Source organism: Pseudomonas saudimassiliensis, from assembly GCF_000939975.1.
GTDB classification, from domain to species: Bacteria; Pseudomonadota; Gammaproteobacteria; order Pseudomonadales; family Pseudomonadaceae; genus Halopseudomonas; species Halopseudomonas saudimassiliensis.
This window is the reverse complement of sequence record NZ_LK391969.1, coordinates 1692320-1707478: the sequence shown is the minus strand read 5'-3', so window position 1 is coordinate 1707478 and position 15159 is coordinate 1692320. Positions and strand designations below refer to the sequence as shown.

Annotated in this window: 14 protein-coding genes; 4 read left to right on the top strand and 10 right to left on the bottom strand. The window is 64.5% G+C overall.

Annotated elements, in window-relative coordinates; all coding sequences use genetic code 11:
* Positions 1–8: 8 nt before the first annotated feature.
* The 3 genes from VG99_RS07875 to VG99_RS07865 form a co-directional block, all read right to left on the bottom strand.
* Positions 9–2096 (bottom strand): acetate--CoA ligase family protein, encoded by a 2088-nt coding sequence (locus VG99_RS07875; protein WP_044499234.1) that lies wholly within the window; start codon positions 2094–2096, stop codon positions 9–11.
* 14 nt (positions 2097–2110) lie between these two features.
* Entirely contained in the window at positions 2111–3265 is a 1155-nt protein-coding gene (locus VG99_RS07870) for an acyl-CoA dehydrogenase family protein (protein WP_044499233.1), read from the bottom strand.
* A 207-nt stretch (positions 3266–3472) separates the two neighbouring features.
* On the bottom strand, positions 3473–3781 hold the full coding sequence (locus tag VG99_RS07865; protein WP_044499232.1) for a c-type cytochrome: 309 nt from the start codon (positions 3779–3781) through the stop codon (positions 3473–3475).
* 250 nt (positions 3782–4031) lie between these two features.
* On the opposite strand from VG99_RS07865, the gene VG99_RS07860 reads away from it, so the two are divergent.
* Both VG99_RS07860 and VG99_RS07855 read left to right on the top strand, forming a co-directional pair.
* Positions 4032–5189: an iron-containing alcohol dehydrogenase gene (locus tag VG99_RS07860; RefSeq protein WP_044499231.1), complete on the top strand. Its 1158-nt coding sequence runs from the start codon at positions 4032–4034 to the stop codon at positions 5187–5189.
* 146 nt (positions 5190–5335) lie between these two features.
* Complete coding sequence (locus tag VG99_RS07855) at positions 5336–6169, top strand: response regulator (RefSeq protein WP_044499230.1); 834 nt, start codon at positions 5336–5338, stop codon at positions 6167–6169.
* Between the two features lie 15 nt (positions 6170–6184).
* On the opposite strand, the gene phoR is transcribed toward VG99_RS07855, so the two are convergent.
* From phoR to VG99_RS07835, 4 genes are all read right to left on the bottom strand, one after another.
* Positions 6185–7477 (bottom strand): phosphate regulon sensor histidine kinase PhoR, encoded by a 1293-nt coding sequence (phoR, locus tag VG99_RS07850; RefSeq protein ID WP_044499229.1) that lies wholly within the window; start codon positions 7475–7477, stop codon positions 6185–6187.
* A 46-nt stretch (positions 7478–7523) separates the two neighbouring features.
* Complete coding sequence (gene phoB, locus VG99_RS07845; protein WP_044499228.1) at positions 7524–8213, bottom strand: phosphate regulon transcriptional regulator PhoB; 690 nt, start codon at positions 8211–8213, stop codon at positions 7524–7526.
* A 78-nt stretch (positions 8214–8291) separates the two neighbouring features.
* Complete coding sequence (ubiA, locus tag VG99_RS07840) at positions 8292–9182, bottom strand: 4-hydroxybenzoate octaprenyltransferase (RefSeq protein WP_044499227.1); 891 nt, start codon at positions 9180–9182, stop codon at positions 8292–8294.
* 24 nt (positions 9183–9206) lie between these two features.
* A complete protein-coding gene (locus tag VG99_RS07835; protein ID WP_052508737.1) occupies positions 9207–9728 on the bottom strand; it encodes a chorismate--pyruvate lyase family protein in 522 nt (173 codons plus the stop codon).
* Between the two features lie 156 nt (positions 9729–9884).
* Between VG99_RS07835 and VG99_RS07830 the strand changes: the two genes are divergently transcribed.
* Positions 9885–10052 carry a rubredoxin gene (locus VG99_RS07830; protein ID WP_036991777.1) on the top strand — a complete coding sequence of 56 codons (168 nt, stop codon included), beginning with the start codon at positions 9885–9887 and terminating at the stop codon, positions 10050–10052.
* 203 nt (positions 10053–10255) lie between these two features.
* A complete protein-coding gene (locus tag VG99_RS07825) occupies positions 10256–10528 on the top strand; it encodes an HU family DNA-binding protein (RefSeq protein ID WP_044499226.1) in 273 nt (90 codons plus the stop codon).
* Between the two features lie 41 nt (positions 10529–10569).
* Here the strand turns inward: VG99_RS07825 and VG99_RS07820 are convergent, their stop codons facing one another.
* From VG99_RS07820 to VG99_RS07810, 3 genes are all read right to left on the bottom strand, one after another.
* Positions 10570–11979, bottom strand: a complete 1410-nt coding sequence (locus VG99_RS07820) for an aminoacyl-tRNA deacylase and HDOD domain-containing protein (protein ID WP_044499225.1) — start codon at positions 11977–11979, stop codon at positions 10570–10572.
* Positions 11980–12081: 102 nt separating this feature from the next.
* Entirely contained in the window at positions 12082–14166 is a 2085-nt protein-coding gene (gene recG, locus VG99_RS07815) for an ATP-dependent DNA helicase RecG (RefSeq protein WP_044499224.1), read from the bottom strand.
* Positions 14167–14172: 6 nt separating this feature from the next.
* The gene (locus VG99_RS07810; RefSeq protein ID WP_044499223.1) at positions 14173–15102 is read right to left on the bottom strand and encodes a hydrogen peroxide-inducible genes activator; all 930 of its coding nucleotides are present in this window, start codon (positions 15100–15102) and stop codon (positions 14173–14175) included.
* Positions 15103–15159 lie beyond the last annotated feature (57 nt).

Below are 15159 nucleotides of genomic sequence, written 5' to 3'. Positions count from 1 at the left end.
GGCGTTCCTCAGGCGATGCGGACCAGGGCGTCGACGGCGACTACCCCTTCGCCCTTGGCCTTCACCAGCAGCGGGTTCATTTCTGCCTCGAGCACCAGGCAATCCTCTTGCAATGCCAGACGGGAGAAGTTACTGACCGCCTGCGCGATGGCTTCCAGATCCCCCTCGGCGCGGCCGCGGTAACCGGCAAGCGCCTGCAGCGCCTTGACCTCGCTGACCATCTCGCGGGCGGTCTCCACGCTGACCGGGGCCAACCGCATTGCCCGGTCACGGTAGATCTCGGTGAGGATACCGCCGGCCGCCAGCATGATCAGCGGGCCGACATCGTTGTCGCGGCGGAAGCCCACCAGTACTTCGCCCAGCCCTTTTCCCATGGCCTGCACCAGCACCCGCTCAACGGTCAGCTGGGGCAGGTGCTGGCCGACGTTGTCAACGATGCGGCCCATGGCCTCGGCCAGTTCCGCGGCGTCACGCACCGGCAGGATCACACCGCCGACATCGGTCTTGTGGGCAATTTCGTCATGCAGCACCTTGACCACCACCGGGTAGTCGAAACCCAACTCGGGTACCGGCTCGTTGACGTTGAGCACCTTGTACGCCGCATGGGGCACGCCCAGCGGGGTGATCATGGCGTAGGCATCGGCCTCGTTGAGCATGCGCTCACCCTGGGTGGGCGCGGTGACCTGCACCTGCTCACCCGGCGCACGCCGGGCGAAGGCCGCCGCAATGACATCGCCGCAGGCTTCCGGAGTGCGGAAGCTCGGTACGCCAGCCTCGTTGAGCAGGCTCAGCGCCTGGGGCGCCTCAGGGACCACAAAACAGGCCAGCGGGGTCTCGCTGAAGGTGGCCGAGTCGATGACCGGCTTGACCGCCAGGTCAGGATTGTAGCGCGCCGAGGAGCCGACGGTCGCCACCACGAGGTCGAATTCCGGTGCGGTCAGCATGACTTCCAGCGCGGCCTTCATTACATCGTAGCGGGTACCGGCCAGGGTCAGATCGACAATGCCACCCGGGTTCACGTTAATGCCCCGCTCGGCCATCCGCGCCAGGGTCTCGGCACTTGGCGGCACCACGGCAACGCCGCGGATACCCAACTGGTCTACAGCCATGGCCGCGCCACCACCGGTGGTGGTCACCACGCCCACGGTGGGCGTACGACCTGTGGTATTGAGCTTGCTGACCGGCAGCCGGCCCAGCAGCGGCAAAGCCTCAAGGAAGCCTTCCAGGGTTTCCACCCGGGCGATGCCGCAATCGCGGAAGAAGGTTTCGGCGACCGCATCTTCGCCAGCGAGCGCGCCGGTATGCGATACCGCCAGTTCGGCAGCAGCCTCCGAGCGGCCCAGCTTGTAGGCCACCACCGGCTTGCCGCGCTGCGCGGCGCCAATGGCGAATCGGCGCAGGGCATCGGCGTGGCTCAGGGATTCGAGAAACAGCATGTAGCCGGTGATATTCGGGTCGTCCAGGGTGCTTTCGCAGATCTCGCCGATGCACAGGTCGGTTTCACTGCCCACCGAAATCAGCCCCGAGAAGCCCACACCTTTGGCACGCCCGCGGGAGGTCAGGGCGCCGAGCATGCTGCCGCTGTGCGACGCGCAGAAGATGCCGCCGACCGGCAGCTCAGGCTCGGCAAAGGCGGCGTTGGCGGTGAGCACCAGTTTTTCCCGCAGGTTGACCACACCGAGGCTCGACGGACCGAGTATGCGTACGCCGGTGCGCTTGGCGATATCCCGCAGCTGCTGCTCCCGGGCCGCCCCTTCGGGACCGGACTCCGAGAAGCCGCCGGCGAGGATGGTGGCCACGCGGATACCCAGCCGGCCGCACTCTTGCACGGCCTCGATCGCCAACTGCGAGTTGGTCAGGATGAAGGCATGCTCAGGCACCTCCGGCAAGGCCGACAACGACGGGTAGGCCGGCTCGCCCTGCACCTCGGTGCGGGTCGGGTTGACGTTGTAGATGGTGCCCTGGTAGCCCGCCGCGCGCAAAAAGCGCAGCGGCCGGCCGTTGGTCTTGGCGGCATCATCGGAGATTCCGACGAGGGCGATGGACCGGGGCTTGAGCAGGGCGTTGGCAATGGCGGCGTCGATCATGTCATTCATCGTGAAACTCCCGCTCAGGCTTTGGGCGGACGCTGATCGAACCGGCGGCCAAACACATCTTCGGCGATACGGTTTTTCAGGATCTCGATGGAACCACCGGCAATCATCCAGCCGCGGGTACGTTTGACGCAGTATTCCACCAGCGCCTCGGAGGAGTAGCCGTAGCCGCCCATGACCTGCAGCGCTTCGTTGGACACCTCCCAGCCGGCCAGGTTACATGCCATCTTGGCCACACTGGTCTCGTACGCGGACGGCAGGCCGCCATCGGCATTGACCGCGGCGCGGTACAGCAGCAGTTGGGCGGATTCGAGTTTGACGGCCATTTCAGCGAACTTCCACTGCAGACCCTGGAACTCGCACAGCGGACGGCCGAACTGTTCACGGGTCAGGCAATGTTCGCGGGCGACGTTGAAGGCATGACGACCCAGGGCCAGCGCGCGGGAGGAGTTGCCAATACGCTCGACGTTGAAACCGGAAATCTGCTTCTTGAAGCCGCCGGGCCCGAGCAGGACGTTAGCCTTGGGAATGCGGCAATCGGTGAAATACAGCTGGCACCATTCTTCGCCACTCATGAAGGGTGAGGGCTGGCCGACCTCGAAGCCCGGCGTGCCGCGCTCAACGATAACCGAGCCGATGCCGTTCAGGCCCGGTCCGAAGCGGACATAGATCAGGAAGGTATTGGCGTGGGGGCTGTGGGTGGAGAATACCTTGGAGCCATTGATGATGAACTCATCGCCATCCTCGACGGCGGAGGTCTTGAGCTCGGTCACCGCAGACCCGGCACCCGGCTCGCTCATGCCCAGCGCCAGCAGGCTCTTGCCGGCAATCAGATCAGGCAGGAAGCGCTCTTTCAGCTCGGGGGATGCATATTCGGCGAAGGTCCGGATGGCGCCGAAGTTGCCGGCCTGGACCACGTCGGCGCTCTTCGGGCAGACCAGGGCCAGTTCCTGGATGGCGATAACCGCGTCCATCAGGGTGCCCCCGATACCGCCGTCTTCTTCCTTCAGGGTGATACCCAGCAGACCCTGATGGGCCAGCTTGGCGGCTATATCCCAGGGGTAATCGCTGGCATGGGCACGTTCCAGGGCGCCATCGGCCAATTCACGCTGCGCGAAACGGCGTACGGACTCGGCAAAGGCTTTTTGTTCTTCTGTGAAATTGAAATCCATGGGTATCTACCACTTGTCTGATGATCGTGAGTTGATCCTATCCAATGTCGACAAGGGGAGGGTTTCCAAAAAATCATCGGGTCATGACATATTCGAAACAGCTGCGATCAGGCGGCAGAGCAGGGGAAGGCGCAGCAACCGCGACGCAAACAAAAAGGGCCGAGTCATCAGACTCAGCCCCTTCTCGGTACTTGCTGCGGACTGCGCTTATTTCAGCGACAGGATCCAGTCAGCCAGCTTGCCGGCTTCTTCTTCGGTGACCTGGTTCGGCGGCATGGGGATCGGACCCCAAACGCCACTGGAGCCATTCTGGATGCTGGCCATGATGTGTTCCTTGCCATCAGCCTGATCGGCGTACTTGGCGGCGACTTCCTTCATGGCCGGGCCAACCAGCTTGGTATCAACGGTGTGGCAGGCCACGCATACCTTGCTCTGGAACAGATCTTCGGCGGCGGATGCTGAATGGGCAGCTGTCAGGGCGGCTGCGGCTACCAAGGGCAACAGATAAAATTTCATGGAATATCCTCAAGGCTAATATGGATGCAGCTCCTGCTTGTGCGCTCAGTGTCTGCGGCAGGTATGTATCTAAAATGGCCCACGGATCGGGTTATTTCAAGTAGACATAATGCCGCAGCTCTGATTTGGTTGGACGCGGAGCCTGTGTTTGGGTATTTTGCGGTACATAAATCAGATCTGTATCCAGACGATCTATTCGCCTCGATTGGACGGGCGGTCGCTTCTTCAATCTGACACCTCAGGAGAGTAAATGGAAATCACGTCCTACAGCAACAACTGGAGCTATCCCACCCAGGTCCGTGTCGGCGCCGGCCGCATCCGTGAATTGGCCAAGAGCTGCGGGCAGTTGGGTATGAAGGCACCGTTGCTGATTACCGACCCGGGCCTGGCGGCCCTGCCGATTGTGGAAAAGGCACTGCAGATCTGCCGTGAGGCCGGCCTGGAAGTGGGTGTGTTCAGCGCCATCAAGGGCAACCCCACCGGCACCAACGTCAACGATGGCATTGCTGCGCTGCGGGCCGGCAATCATGACGGCGTCATCGCCTTCGGCGGTGGTTCGGCCATCGACGCGGCCAAGGCGGTGGCATTGGCGGGCCGCCAGAGCTGCTCGCTCTGGGAAGCGCGCAACCCGGCCAACGTCGACGCCAGCCTGATGCTGCCGGTAGTAGCAGTGCCCACCACCGCGGGCACCGGCTCCGAAGTGGGTAACGCCTCGGTGATCACCGATGAGGAAAACCACACCAAGCGCATCATCTTCCATCCGCAGATGACCCCGGCGATCGTGATCCTGGACCCCGAGCTGACCCTGGGCCTGCCGCCGAAGCTGACTGCGGCCACCGGGATGGACGCCCTGGCGCACAACCTGGAAGCCTTCCTGGCACCGACCTTCCATCCGATGGCCGAGGGCATCGCCCTGGAAGGCATGCGGTTGGTGAAGGAATACCTGCCGCGGGCCGTGCGCAACGGTGCTGATGTGGATGCCCGCCTGCAAATGCTGGTGGCCTCGAGCATGGGCGCCACGGCGTTCCAGCGCGGTCTGGGCGCTATCCACGCGGTATCCCACAGCATTGGCGCACTCTACGACTCGCACCACGGGTTGCTCAATGCCATCGTCATGCCCTATGTCATGCGCGCCAACCAGTCGGTCATCGAGCCGGAGATGGCCCGTGCGGCCCGCTACCTGGGCCTGCCGCATGGCGATTTCAACGGCATGCTGGACTGGGTACTGGCGCTGCGCGCCGAGTTGGAGATTCCCCATACCCTGGCCGAGATCGGCATCGACGATTCCAAGGCCGAACTGATCGGCGAGATGTCCATCAAGGATGTCACTGCGCGCACCAATGCGCGCCAGCTGACCGCCGCTGAATACCAGCAGCTGTTCCTCAACGCGCTGACTGGCACGCTCTGAGCCGGCAGTGACCGCTGGCGTTGGGTCGAGCGACCCAGCGCCAGCTCTTTCCTTCCTCATATACGCACTGACCGCCTGGCCCCGTGCTGGGTATTTGCCAGTACTCTAGGGTAAGCTGTGCGGGTTACCGACAGAGAGAATCCTCCATGGCGAGCGTATCCGTCCTGGTCGTCGATGATGCCCCCTTCATCCGTGACCTGATCAAGAAAGCCCTGCGCACTCACTTTCCCGGATTGCAGATTGAAGAGGCGGTGAACGGCAACAAGGCGCGGCAATTGCTGGCCAGGACCTCCTTCGATCTGATTCTGTGCGACTGGGAAATGCCTGAACTCAGCGGACTTGAACTGCTGCAGTGGTTCCGTGCCCAGCCCGGCCAGGAAAAGACGCCTTTCATCATGGTGACCAGCCGGGGCGATCGGGACAATGTGGTAGAGGCGATCCAGGCCGGGGTCAGCGATTATGTCGGCAAACCCTTCAGTAACGAGCAATTGACCTCCAAGGTACGCAAGGCCTTGCAGCGGTCGGGCAAGCTGCAGCAGCTGCGGGCCCGGGCAGCCGCCCCCAGTGGCGGCCATGCCCAGGACAGCGTGGCCAATCTGCTGGGTGCACGCCCGGCGGCTGCGCCCCAGGCCGAGCCCCCCGCCCCGACATCCGCCGGTGTGGCGCCACGGTCAGCGCGGGCCCAGCTGCGGGTAGCGGGGCAGCAGTTACCCTGCGTTATCCGCAGCCTGAGCCTGCGCGATGCCCGGCTGGTGGTGCGGCGCAGTGAGCAGTTGCCCGGGGTGTTCGCCAGCGCGGTGCTGGATCTGGAGCAGGCAGGGGATCCGAATGTGGCTCGGATCAACGGCTATCTGCATACCCTGACGGCGCTGGAGGACCGGCCGGATTGCGAATGGGTGCTGGTGACCCTGAAGTTTGTCGATCAGGACCCGGCCAAGCTGGAATGGCTGTCGCTGCTCATCGCTGAGGGCAGCCACTGACCCCTTGGCCTGCCGTCAGATAAGCCGTTCGGCCGGAAACACGCAGGTGAAGGTGCTGCCCGCGCCAAGGGTGCTGGTGATCTGTAGCTCGCCCTTGTGGCGCATCAGTACATGCTTGACGATGGCCAAGCCCAGACCGGTGCCTCCGGTGGTGCTGTTGCGGCTGGAGTCGACGCGGTAGAAGCGTTCGGTCAGTCGATGCAGGTGCTCGGGGGCGATACCCGGGCCGTTGTCCGTCACGCTCAACCGGGCGCCGCGGTCATCCTGGGTCCAGCTGATCCGGATTTCGCCCCCGTCCTGGGTGTATTTCACCGCATTGAACACCAGGTTGGAAACCGCGCTGCGCAGCTCGCTCTCCAGCCCGCGGATCCGTGCCTGGGTGGCGCAATCAATACTGATGCTGTGCTGGCGCTCGCCGGAGAAGGCGAGGGCGTCCTGCCGAATGCCGGGCAACATCAGGGCGATGTCCACCGGCTTTTCTTCGCCCCGGGCCTCGGAGGTTTCCAGGCGTGACAGCATCAACAGGTCGTTGAGCAGGCTCTGCATGCGCCGGGCCTGCTGCTGCATCTGGTGGAGCGGGCGCCGCCAGCGAGGTTCGATCACCTCCTCGCTGTCGATCATGGTTTCCAGGTAGCCAACCACCACGGTGAGCGGCGTGCGCAGCTCGTGGGAGACATTGGCGACGAAGTCCTTGCGCATCTGTTCCAGGTTATGCAGCCGGGTGACGTCGCGAACCAGCAGCAGGCGTTCGCCGTTGCCGTAGCGGGTGATGTTGTATTGCAGCCAGGTGCTGATGTTCAGCGGGGAAGGGATATCCAGGGGGTCGCCGTAGCGGCCGCTGTCAAAATAGTCGACAAAGCGCGGGTCACGCAGCAGGTTGTGCACGTGTTGACCGCTGTCATCGGGGGCGCGCAGGCCGAGCAGGCTTTCCGCAGCGTGGTTCCACCACTCCAGATGGCCGTCCTTGTCGATCATCACCACACCGTCGCTGAGGGCCGCGGTGGAGGCCTGGATGCGTTCGATAACACCCTGCATGCGGGCGCGCAGGCGCTTGTCGCGCCGCTGCATACGGTAGATGCCATCGAAGATCTCGCCCCACATGCCGGCGGTCTCGGGGGGCGGATCGCTGGGACGGGTCTGCAGCCAATGCTGGAAGCGCTGCAGCTGGCGCAGCATCCAGCCGAGATAGCCGGCCAACCCCAGGACCAGCGCCCAGGCGGGCTCGCCCAGCGCCCAACCCACCAGCAGACACGCCAGCAGCAGCCAGAACAGCCTGCCGGTTATTGCTCGGAACCAGTTTGTTTCCACCCGCGTTTATCCTGGATCAGTTGGCGACGCCGCCGCGTTGCTGGCCTCAGCCCTTGGTGGAGAAACGATAGCCGGTGCCGCGCACGGTCTGCACCAGGCCCTCATAGGTCGATCCCAGCGCCTTGCGCAGGCGGCGGATATGCACGTCCACGGTGCGCTCTTCGACATATACATTGCCGCCCCAAACCTGATCCAGCAACTGGCCACGGGTATAGGCGCGCTCCTGGTGGGTCATGAAGAACTGCAGCAGCCGGTATTCGGTCGGGCCGATCTCCGCGGGTGTGCCATCGATGGTAACGCGGTGGCTGATCGGGTCCAGGTGCAGGCCATCGACCTCAATGGGCGCTTCCTCATCCACCGGCCCGGCGCGGCGCAGCACGGCCTTGAGGCGGGCCACCAGTTCGCGGGGGGAGAACGGCTTGGTGATGTAATCGTCCGCACCGACCTCCAGCCCCTGGATCTTGTTGTCTTCCTCGCCCTTGGCAGTGAGCATGATGATCGGGATGTCGACCGTCAGCTCGTCGCGCTTGAGGCGGCGAGCCAGCTCGATGCCGGTGGTGCCCGGCAACATCCAGTCCAGCAGGATCAGGTCCGGTTTGGCATCAATGATGGCGGCATGGGCCTGCTGGGTGTTTTCAGCTTCAAGGCAGCGATATCCGGCCATCTCCAGCGCAACGGCAATCATTTCCCGAATGGGGGCTTCGTCGTCTACGATCAGTATGGTCTTGTCTGCCATGGTGCTCCGTCCAGTTGCAGTGTCTGACATACGTCGATTAGATAACAATATTATTGCAGTTGTATGACGGTGCCCCGGTTAGCCGAAACGGTAGTCCAGTACCAGGCCGATGAACACCAGCATCCCGCTCCAGTGATTGGACAGAAACGCTGCCAGGCACGCCTGGGGCTCCCGGTCGCGGATCAGCCAGTGTTGCCAGCCGAAGCTCAGCAACATGGCCAGCAACCCCAGGTGATACCAGAGCCCCAGATCGAAACGGCCGCCGACCAGTAGCAGGCAGACCAGCACCAGCCCCTGCAGGAGGGCGATGATCAGCTTGTCGGACTCGCCGAACAGGATGGCGGTGGATTTGACGCCGATGACCAGGTCATCCGGTCGATCGCACATGGCGTATTCCGTATCGTAGGCCACCGTCCACAGCAGGTTGGCGATATACAGCAGCCACAAGGCCGCCGGCAGCTCGCCGGTCTGTGCGGCGAAGGCCATGGGGATGGCCATCGAGTAGGCGGCGCCCAGCACCACCTGGGGATAGAAGGTGAAGCGCTTGCAGAAGGGGTAGATGGTCGCCAGGGCCAGGGCCAGCAGCGACAGCTTGAAGGTCAGCAGATTGGTGAACAGCAGCAGCGAGGCACTGAGCGCCACCAGGATGGCGAACACCACCAGGGTCTCCCGGGCGGTGACCTTGCCCGTGGCCAGGGGACGATTGCGCGTGCGGCTGACATGCCCATCCACCTTGCGATCGGCAAAGTCGTTGATGGCGCAGCCGGCGGACCGCATCAGCGCCACGCCGGCCACGAACACCGCCAGCAATACCGGATCCGGAAAACCACCCGCGGCCAGCCACAGCGCACACAGGGTCGGCCACAACAGCAGATAGATGCCGATAGGGCGATCCAGGCGCATCAGCTGGATGAAGTCGATGGCGCGGGGGTGGAGGCGCGACAGGGGTTTGATCAGCAGGCCGGACACAATGATCTCCGAAGGATGGTGGGTTCAGGCGGCGGGGGGCCAGCCGGGGAGAAAGACTTCGCACACCAGCAATTGCAGCTGGTCGCTGGCGAACAGCGAGCGCCGCGCCCAGCATCCATCGTGCTGGCGACCCGCCGGTAGCCAGTGGGCCGGATAGCGGCTGATCTCGATCGGCTCGCGGCGGATCCGCGGGTCGTTGAATAGCAGGTCGCCGAGACTGCGGCTGCCGAGGTTTTCCAGATGGACCCCGGCGGCATTGAAGGCCGCAAGGTCCGCAACGGTACGGGCAAACACCCGTGGCGCACCGGCCGTATGCAGCAGGACTTCACGTACCCAGACCGGCTGGCCGGCGGCCAGACCCAGGGCGGCGGCCTCATCGGCGCGAGCCGGCTGATGGGCTTCGTTGAGCACCTCTACCTGGAAATCATCATTGCCGGCGGCCATCAGGCGGCGGGTCAGCGAACCGGTGTCGCCGAGCCAGTCGCACAGGACGCCCTCACGTATCTCGGGGTGGGCCAATACGGGGTACCACTGGGGAATGCTCACGGATCTTCTATCGCTGCTGAATGTCTTGAAGTGCAGAGGGTAGCATGACTGGCCGGCCTTTTACCCCCTCCGGGGCGCAGCGGTTGGCCGGGTGCGGGCTTTGCGGTAGGCTCGACAACCCTCCATTCCCTTGGCTACAGCATTCAGGAAGCGTCGATGAAAAAATGGCAATGCATCGTTTGTGGATTTATCTATGACGAAGCGGAAGGTTGGCCCGACGACGGCATCGCCCCGGGTACCCGTTGGGAAGACGTGCCGGCGGACTGGCAATGCCCGGACTGCGGTGTTGGCAAGGAAGACTTCGAAATGATTGCCATCGGCTGAACGGGCGGGGTGAGGCAGTTTTGCCTTTTTACCGGAAATCAGCGATAACACCGGCTGTCCGCCCGGTTTAGGCTTGGCAACGACGCTGGAGTCGTGCCATGCTGGGCAGGCTTTGACAGCCTTGGGCCAGGATCGGCGGGGCCGTCGCGGAGCTCGCTGCAGCAGGCAGTGAAAAACAAAAACAACACATAGTGAGGCTTCATATGCGTAAACCGGAACTCGCAGCGGCTATTGCCGAAAAGGCTGACCTGAGCAAGGACCAGGCAAACCGTGCGCTCAACGCGATTCTCGATGAAATTACCCAGGCCCTGAGCCGCAAGGATACGGTTACCCTCGTCGGGTTTGGGACCTTCCTGCAGCGGCACCGTGGTGCCCGGACCGGCAAGAACCCGCAAACCGGTGAACCGGTACAGATCAAGGCCAGCAATACCGTCTCCTTCAAACCCGGCAAAGGGCTGAAAGACTCCGTCAACTGAACGGACAAGCCGGGGAGCGGCTCAGCTCCCCGGCCGCTTGCTCAGCGGTCCCAGCCCAGCTGGTATTCGTTCACCAGCGTGCGTAGCGCATCGCGCGCGTTCAACACCTTGTCCACTGCGGCTTCCGCCGCTTCCCGGTTCAATCCCAGACGTTCCAGCAATTCCTCCGGTATCGCCATGGGCGGCCCGCTACCCAGTTCCCGTTCCCGCAGCAGCGCCAGGCTGAGATAGACCAGGTTGGCGTACACATGATGCTCGCCCCGGTAGTCCGGATCGTGCTGGTGACGCAGGGCGCAGGAAATTTCCGCCGGCATGTCCCAGTAGCGCATCAGCCAGCTGCCGATCTGGTTGCGGTGCACCCCCAGCAGATACTGGTCCACCAGGTACGCCGGCACATGGGGGTTGGCATCCAGGTGGCGGCAGATCAGCTTGAAGTAGGGCGGGAAGATGTAGGCCAGCACCAGGTAGCCGAAGTTGTGCAGCAGCCCGGCCAGGTAGTTCAGGCCCAGTTCCGGGCGCTGGTGGCGGGGTATGGCCTTGGCCAGGCCCTCGATCACCGCGGCGGTATAGATCGCCTGCTCCCAGTAGGGCGTGCTGCGCTCGGGGGCATCCTTCGGCAGGCTGAAGGTCTTGCCCAGAGATAGCCCCACGGCCAAGTTGATGACCAGATCGAAGCCCAGGACCCGGGTGATGGCATCCTCCACCGAGCGGATCCTGCCGGGGGCGGCGTAGAACGACGAGGACGCCCAGCTGACTACCTGGGCCGCCAGGCTTGGGTCGGTCTCCACCACGTCGGTGAGCTGCTCGACCGTGACATCGGGGTTGACCCGCAATTTCATGATCTGCTGCGCGGTATTGGGCAGCGGTGGAATCTCGATGGTCTCCTCCAGCCGTTGGCGCATGCGCAGGGCAGTGAAGTTCTGCACCGCCAGGCTGATGTCCTGCCGGTCCTGTTCGGCGCCCTCTGCGCTGCAGGCAATGCTGTGCAGGGGCACGGCAAAGTCGGCGTCGGTGGCCCCGGTCATCCGCCGGTTGAAGGTGAGCTGATCAAGTTCCAGCCACTGGCCCGCCGCACCGCTGGGCAGCCAGAGCCGGTCATGGCTCAGCAATTGGCGGTCAATCAGGCAGGGCGCTTCCACCAGGGCGGGTAGGCCCGGCAGCTGGGTCGCTTGATAAGGCTGCAAGATCGCCTGCAGCTGCCGGTCACGCACCGGTTCCAGGGCGCGGCCGGTTTCCCGCTCCAGGCGTCGCAGGTCCAGCAGATGGTCAGCGGGGAACAGCACCAGCAGCGTCCCTGCGGCATCGGCGAGCAGGCAGACCTGGATCTGCTGGGCGAGCGGACCGGCGGCGCCTGGGCGCAGGTGCTGGGCGATCTGCAGATCCTGCAGCTGCTTCTCCAACGGCGTCGGCAGGCTTGCGCCGGCGGGGGGCAATGCCGCGTGGTCGGTCATCAGGGCGTTCCTTGTCTGGGCAGGCGAATGGGTAGGTCGTGCATGATCTTAGGGGCTGTTAGCCGTGCATCGCAAGCCGAGACGCAGCCAATGCTCGCCACATCATACCTGGGCGAACTGCTGCGCTTCGGCCAGCCAGCGGTCAATGAGCTGCTCGACCCGGTCGGGGTGCTGCCGGGCAAAGGCCGCAGCGGCCTCCTGAACCTGGGGTAACAGATCGGCGTCGCGCACCAGGTCCGCGACCCGGAACTGCACCAGCCCGGTCTGGCGGGTGCCCAATACCTCACCCGGGCCGCGCAATTCGAGGTCCTTCTCGGCGATGACGAAACCGTCGGAGCTCTCGCGCATGATGCTCATGCGCTCGCGGCCGAGGGCCGAGAGCGGTGCGTGATACAGCAGCACGCAATGGCTGGCGGTACTGCCGCGGCCGACCCGCCCGCGCAGCTGGTGCAACTGCGCCAGGCCGAGACGCTCGGGGTTCTCGATGATCATCAGACTGGCATTGGGCACGTCCACGCCTACCTCGATTACGGTGGTGGCAACCAGCAAATGCAGGTCGCCAGCCTTGAAGGCCTGCATGATTTCGGCTTTCTCGGTGGCTTTCATGCGGCCGTGGATCAGCCCGATGGACAGCCCCGGCAACTGCTCGCACAGTGTCTGCCAGGTGACCTCGGCGGCCTGGGCCTGGAGTTGCTCCGACTCCTCGATCAGGGTGCAGACCCAGTAGGCCTGGCGGCCCTCGGCGCAGCCGGCGCGCACCCGTTCAACCACCTCGTCGCGGCGGCTGTCGGATACCAGCACGGTATTGATGGGCGTGCGGCCCGGCGGCAGCTCGTCCAGAATCGAGGTGTCGAGGTCGGCATAGGCACTCATCGCCAGGGTGCGCGGGATCGGCGTGGCGGTCATGATCAACTGGTGGGGCGAGAAGCGTCCGGCGGCGCCCTTGTCCCGTAGCGCCAGGCGCTGCTGCACGCCGAAGCGGTGCTGTTCATCGATGATCGCCAGTCCCAGGTTATGGAACTGCACCTCGGCCTGGAACAGCGCGTGGGTGCCCACCACCATGGCCGCCTCGCCGGTGGCGATCATCTGCAACTGGTTGGTCCGCGCCTTGCCCTTGAGCTTGCCGGCCATCCAAGCCACCGAGATGCCCAGCGGCGCGAACCAGCGCTGGAAGTTGACGAAATGCTGCTCAGCCAGGATTTCCGTCGGGGCCATCAGCGCCACCTGCCAGCCGGCTTCCAGGGCGTGCAGGGCGGCGAGGGCGGCCACCACCGTCTTGCCAGCACCCACATCGCCCTGCACCAACCGCAGCATGGGCCGGGGTTGCTGCAGGTCGGTGCGGATTTCTGCTGCGACCCGGGCCTGGGCCCCGGTCAGCGGAAAGCCCAGCTGCTCGACATAGGCATGCGCCAGCTCACCGCCAGCCTGCATGACCGGGGCGCGCTGGGAGCGGGCCTCGGCGCGCAGCTTGAGCATGGTCAGTTGGTGGGCCAGCAGCTCTTCGAAGGCCAGCCGATGCTGCGCCCAGTGCCGGCCGTCTTCCAGGGCCTGCAGGTCGACATCCGGTGGCGGCCGATGCAGGGTGCGGATGGCTTCGCGCAGGGGCGGCAATTGGTACTGCTCGGTCAGCTCCGGGGCCAGCAGGTCCGGCAGGCTGTTACCCTGGTCCAGCCAGGCGAGGGCGGCGTCGGTGAGGCTGCGCAGGCGCTGCTGGGACAGGCCCTCGGTCGCTGGATAGATGGGCGTCAGGGTGGTGGCCACCGGCATGGCCTGGAGGCTGTCGAGCTTCTGCATTTCCGGATGGTAGATTTCCAGCCCGGAGGCGCCGGGTCGGACTTCGCCATAGCAGCGCCAGCGACTGCCTCGCTGCAGGTTGGTCTTCAACGCCGCATTGAAGTAGTAGAAGCGCAGGCTCAGGGTGCCGCTGCCGTCCTGCAGGCGGCACAGCAGGCTGCGGCGCCGGCCCATGACCACGTCCGCACCGGCGATCACGCCCTCGATGACCGCATCCATGCCGGGCCGCAGGGCGCCGATCGGTGTGACCCGGGTGCGGTCCTGGTAACGCAGCGGCAGGTGGAAGAGCACATCCTGCACGCTGGTCAGGCCGAGGCGGCAGAGCTTCTCCGCCACGGCGGGGCCGATACCCTTGAATACCGTCAGCGGCGTGCGTTCCAGCGGCCGGGTCATGGGGCGTCAGGCCTTCTTCGGCTTGTCGGCGGGTGCGCCGATCGAGCACAGGCGAATCGAATCGCTGAGAATCTCCACGGCCCGCGGCCGTGGGAAGCTGGCGCGCCAGGCAATGGCCACGGTGCGGAAGGGCACGGGCGACTTGAACGGCTTGGTCAGCAGCAGATCGGAGCTGTAATAGCGGTCGTCCGCCGCCGAGATCGGCAGCACCGTCATGCCCATGCCGGAGGCGACCATGTGCCTGATGGTCTCCAGGGAGCTGGACTCGATGGTGGTGTGCTTGTTCTGCTCGTCGGTGCGCCGGGTGGTCGGGCAGGCTTCCAAGACCTGCTCGCGGAAGCAGTGGCCTTCGCCCAGCAGCAACAGGCGGTCGTCGTCCAGGTCATCGAGGGTGACATGGTCGCGCTTGGCCCAGGGGTGGTCCGCCGGAATCAACAGGCTGAAGGGCTCGTCATACAGCGGCTTGGTCAGGATATCCGGCTCGTTGAAGGGCAGCGCGATGATGATGGCATCCAGCTCGCCGGTGCGCAGCTTGTCGCGCAGGACGTGGGTGTAGTTTTCCTCGATGTACAGCGGCATCTCCGGGGCGACCCGGTGCAGCTGGGGAATCAGGTGCGGGAACAGGTAGGGCCCGATGGTATAGATGGCGCCGACCTTGAGCGGGGCGGACAGCTGGTTCTTGCCGGCGCTGGCCAGTTCGCGGATGGTCATGGCCTCTTCCAGCACGCGCTGGGCCTGGGCAACGATCTTCTCGCCCACAGGGGTGACGCGCACGGCGCTCTTGGTGCGCTCGAAGAGCATGATGCCCAGCTCTTCCTCGAGTTTCTTCACGCCGACACTCAGGGTCGGCTGGGAAACGTGGCAGCGCTCGGCGGCGTGGCCGAAGTGCTGTTCCTGGGCCAGAGTAACGATGTAACGGAGTTCGGTCAGGGTCATGGCGTATACTGCTCGCAGAAATTTCTGCAAGCATAGCGGGTTGGTCGATAGAGGAAA

Coding starts and splice junctions, on each gene's coding strand:
- VG99_RS07875 (WP_044499234.1), bottom strand. CDS start 2,096: ATGAATGACATGATCGACGCCGCCATTGCCAACGCCCTGCTCAAGCCC.
- VG99_RS07870 (WP_044499233.1), bottom strand. CDS start 3,265: ATGGATTTCAATTTCACAGAAGAACAAAAAGCCTTTGCCGAGTCCGTA.
- VG99_RS07865 (WP_044499232.1), bottom strand. CDS start 3,781: ATGAAATTTTATCTGTTGCCCTTGGTAGCCGCAGCCGCCCTGACAGCT.
- VG99_RS07860 (WP_044499231.1), top strand. CDS start 4,032: ATGGAAATCACGTCCTACAGCAACAACTGGAGCTATCCCACCCAGGTC.
- VG99_RS07855 (WP_044499230.1), top strand. CDS start 5,336: ATGGCGAGCGTATCCGTCCTGGTCGTCGATGATGCCCCCTTCATCCGT.
- phoB (WP_044499228.1), bottom strand. CDS start 8,213: ATGGCAGACAAGACCATACTGATCGTAGACGACGAAGCCCCCATTCGG.
- VG99_RS07830 (WP_036991777.1), top strand. CDS start 9,885: ATGAAAAAATGGCAATGCATCGTTTGTGGATTTATCTATGACGAAGCG.
- VG99_RS07825 (WP_044499226.1), top strand. CDS start 10,256: ATGCGTAAACCGGAACTCGCAGCGGCTATTGCCGAAAAGGCTGACCTG.
- VG99_RS07820 (WP_044499225.1), bottom strand. CDS start 11,979: ATGACCGACCACGCGGCATTGCCCCCCGCCGGCGCAAGCCTGCCGACG.
- recG (WP_044499224.1), bottom strand. CDS start 14,166: ATGACCCGGCCGCTGGAACGCACGCCGCTGACGGTATTCAAGGGTATC.
- VG99_RS07810 (WP_044499223.1), bottom strand. CDS start 15,102: ATGACCCTGACCGAACTCCGTTACATCGTTACTCTGGCCCAGGAACAG.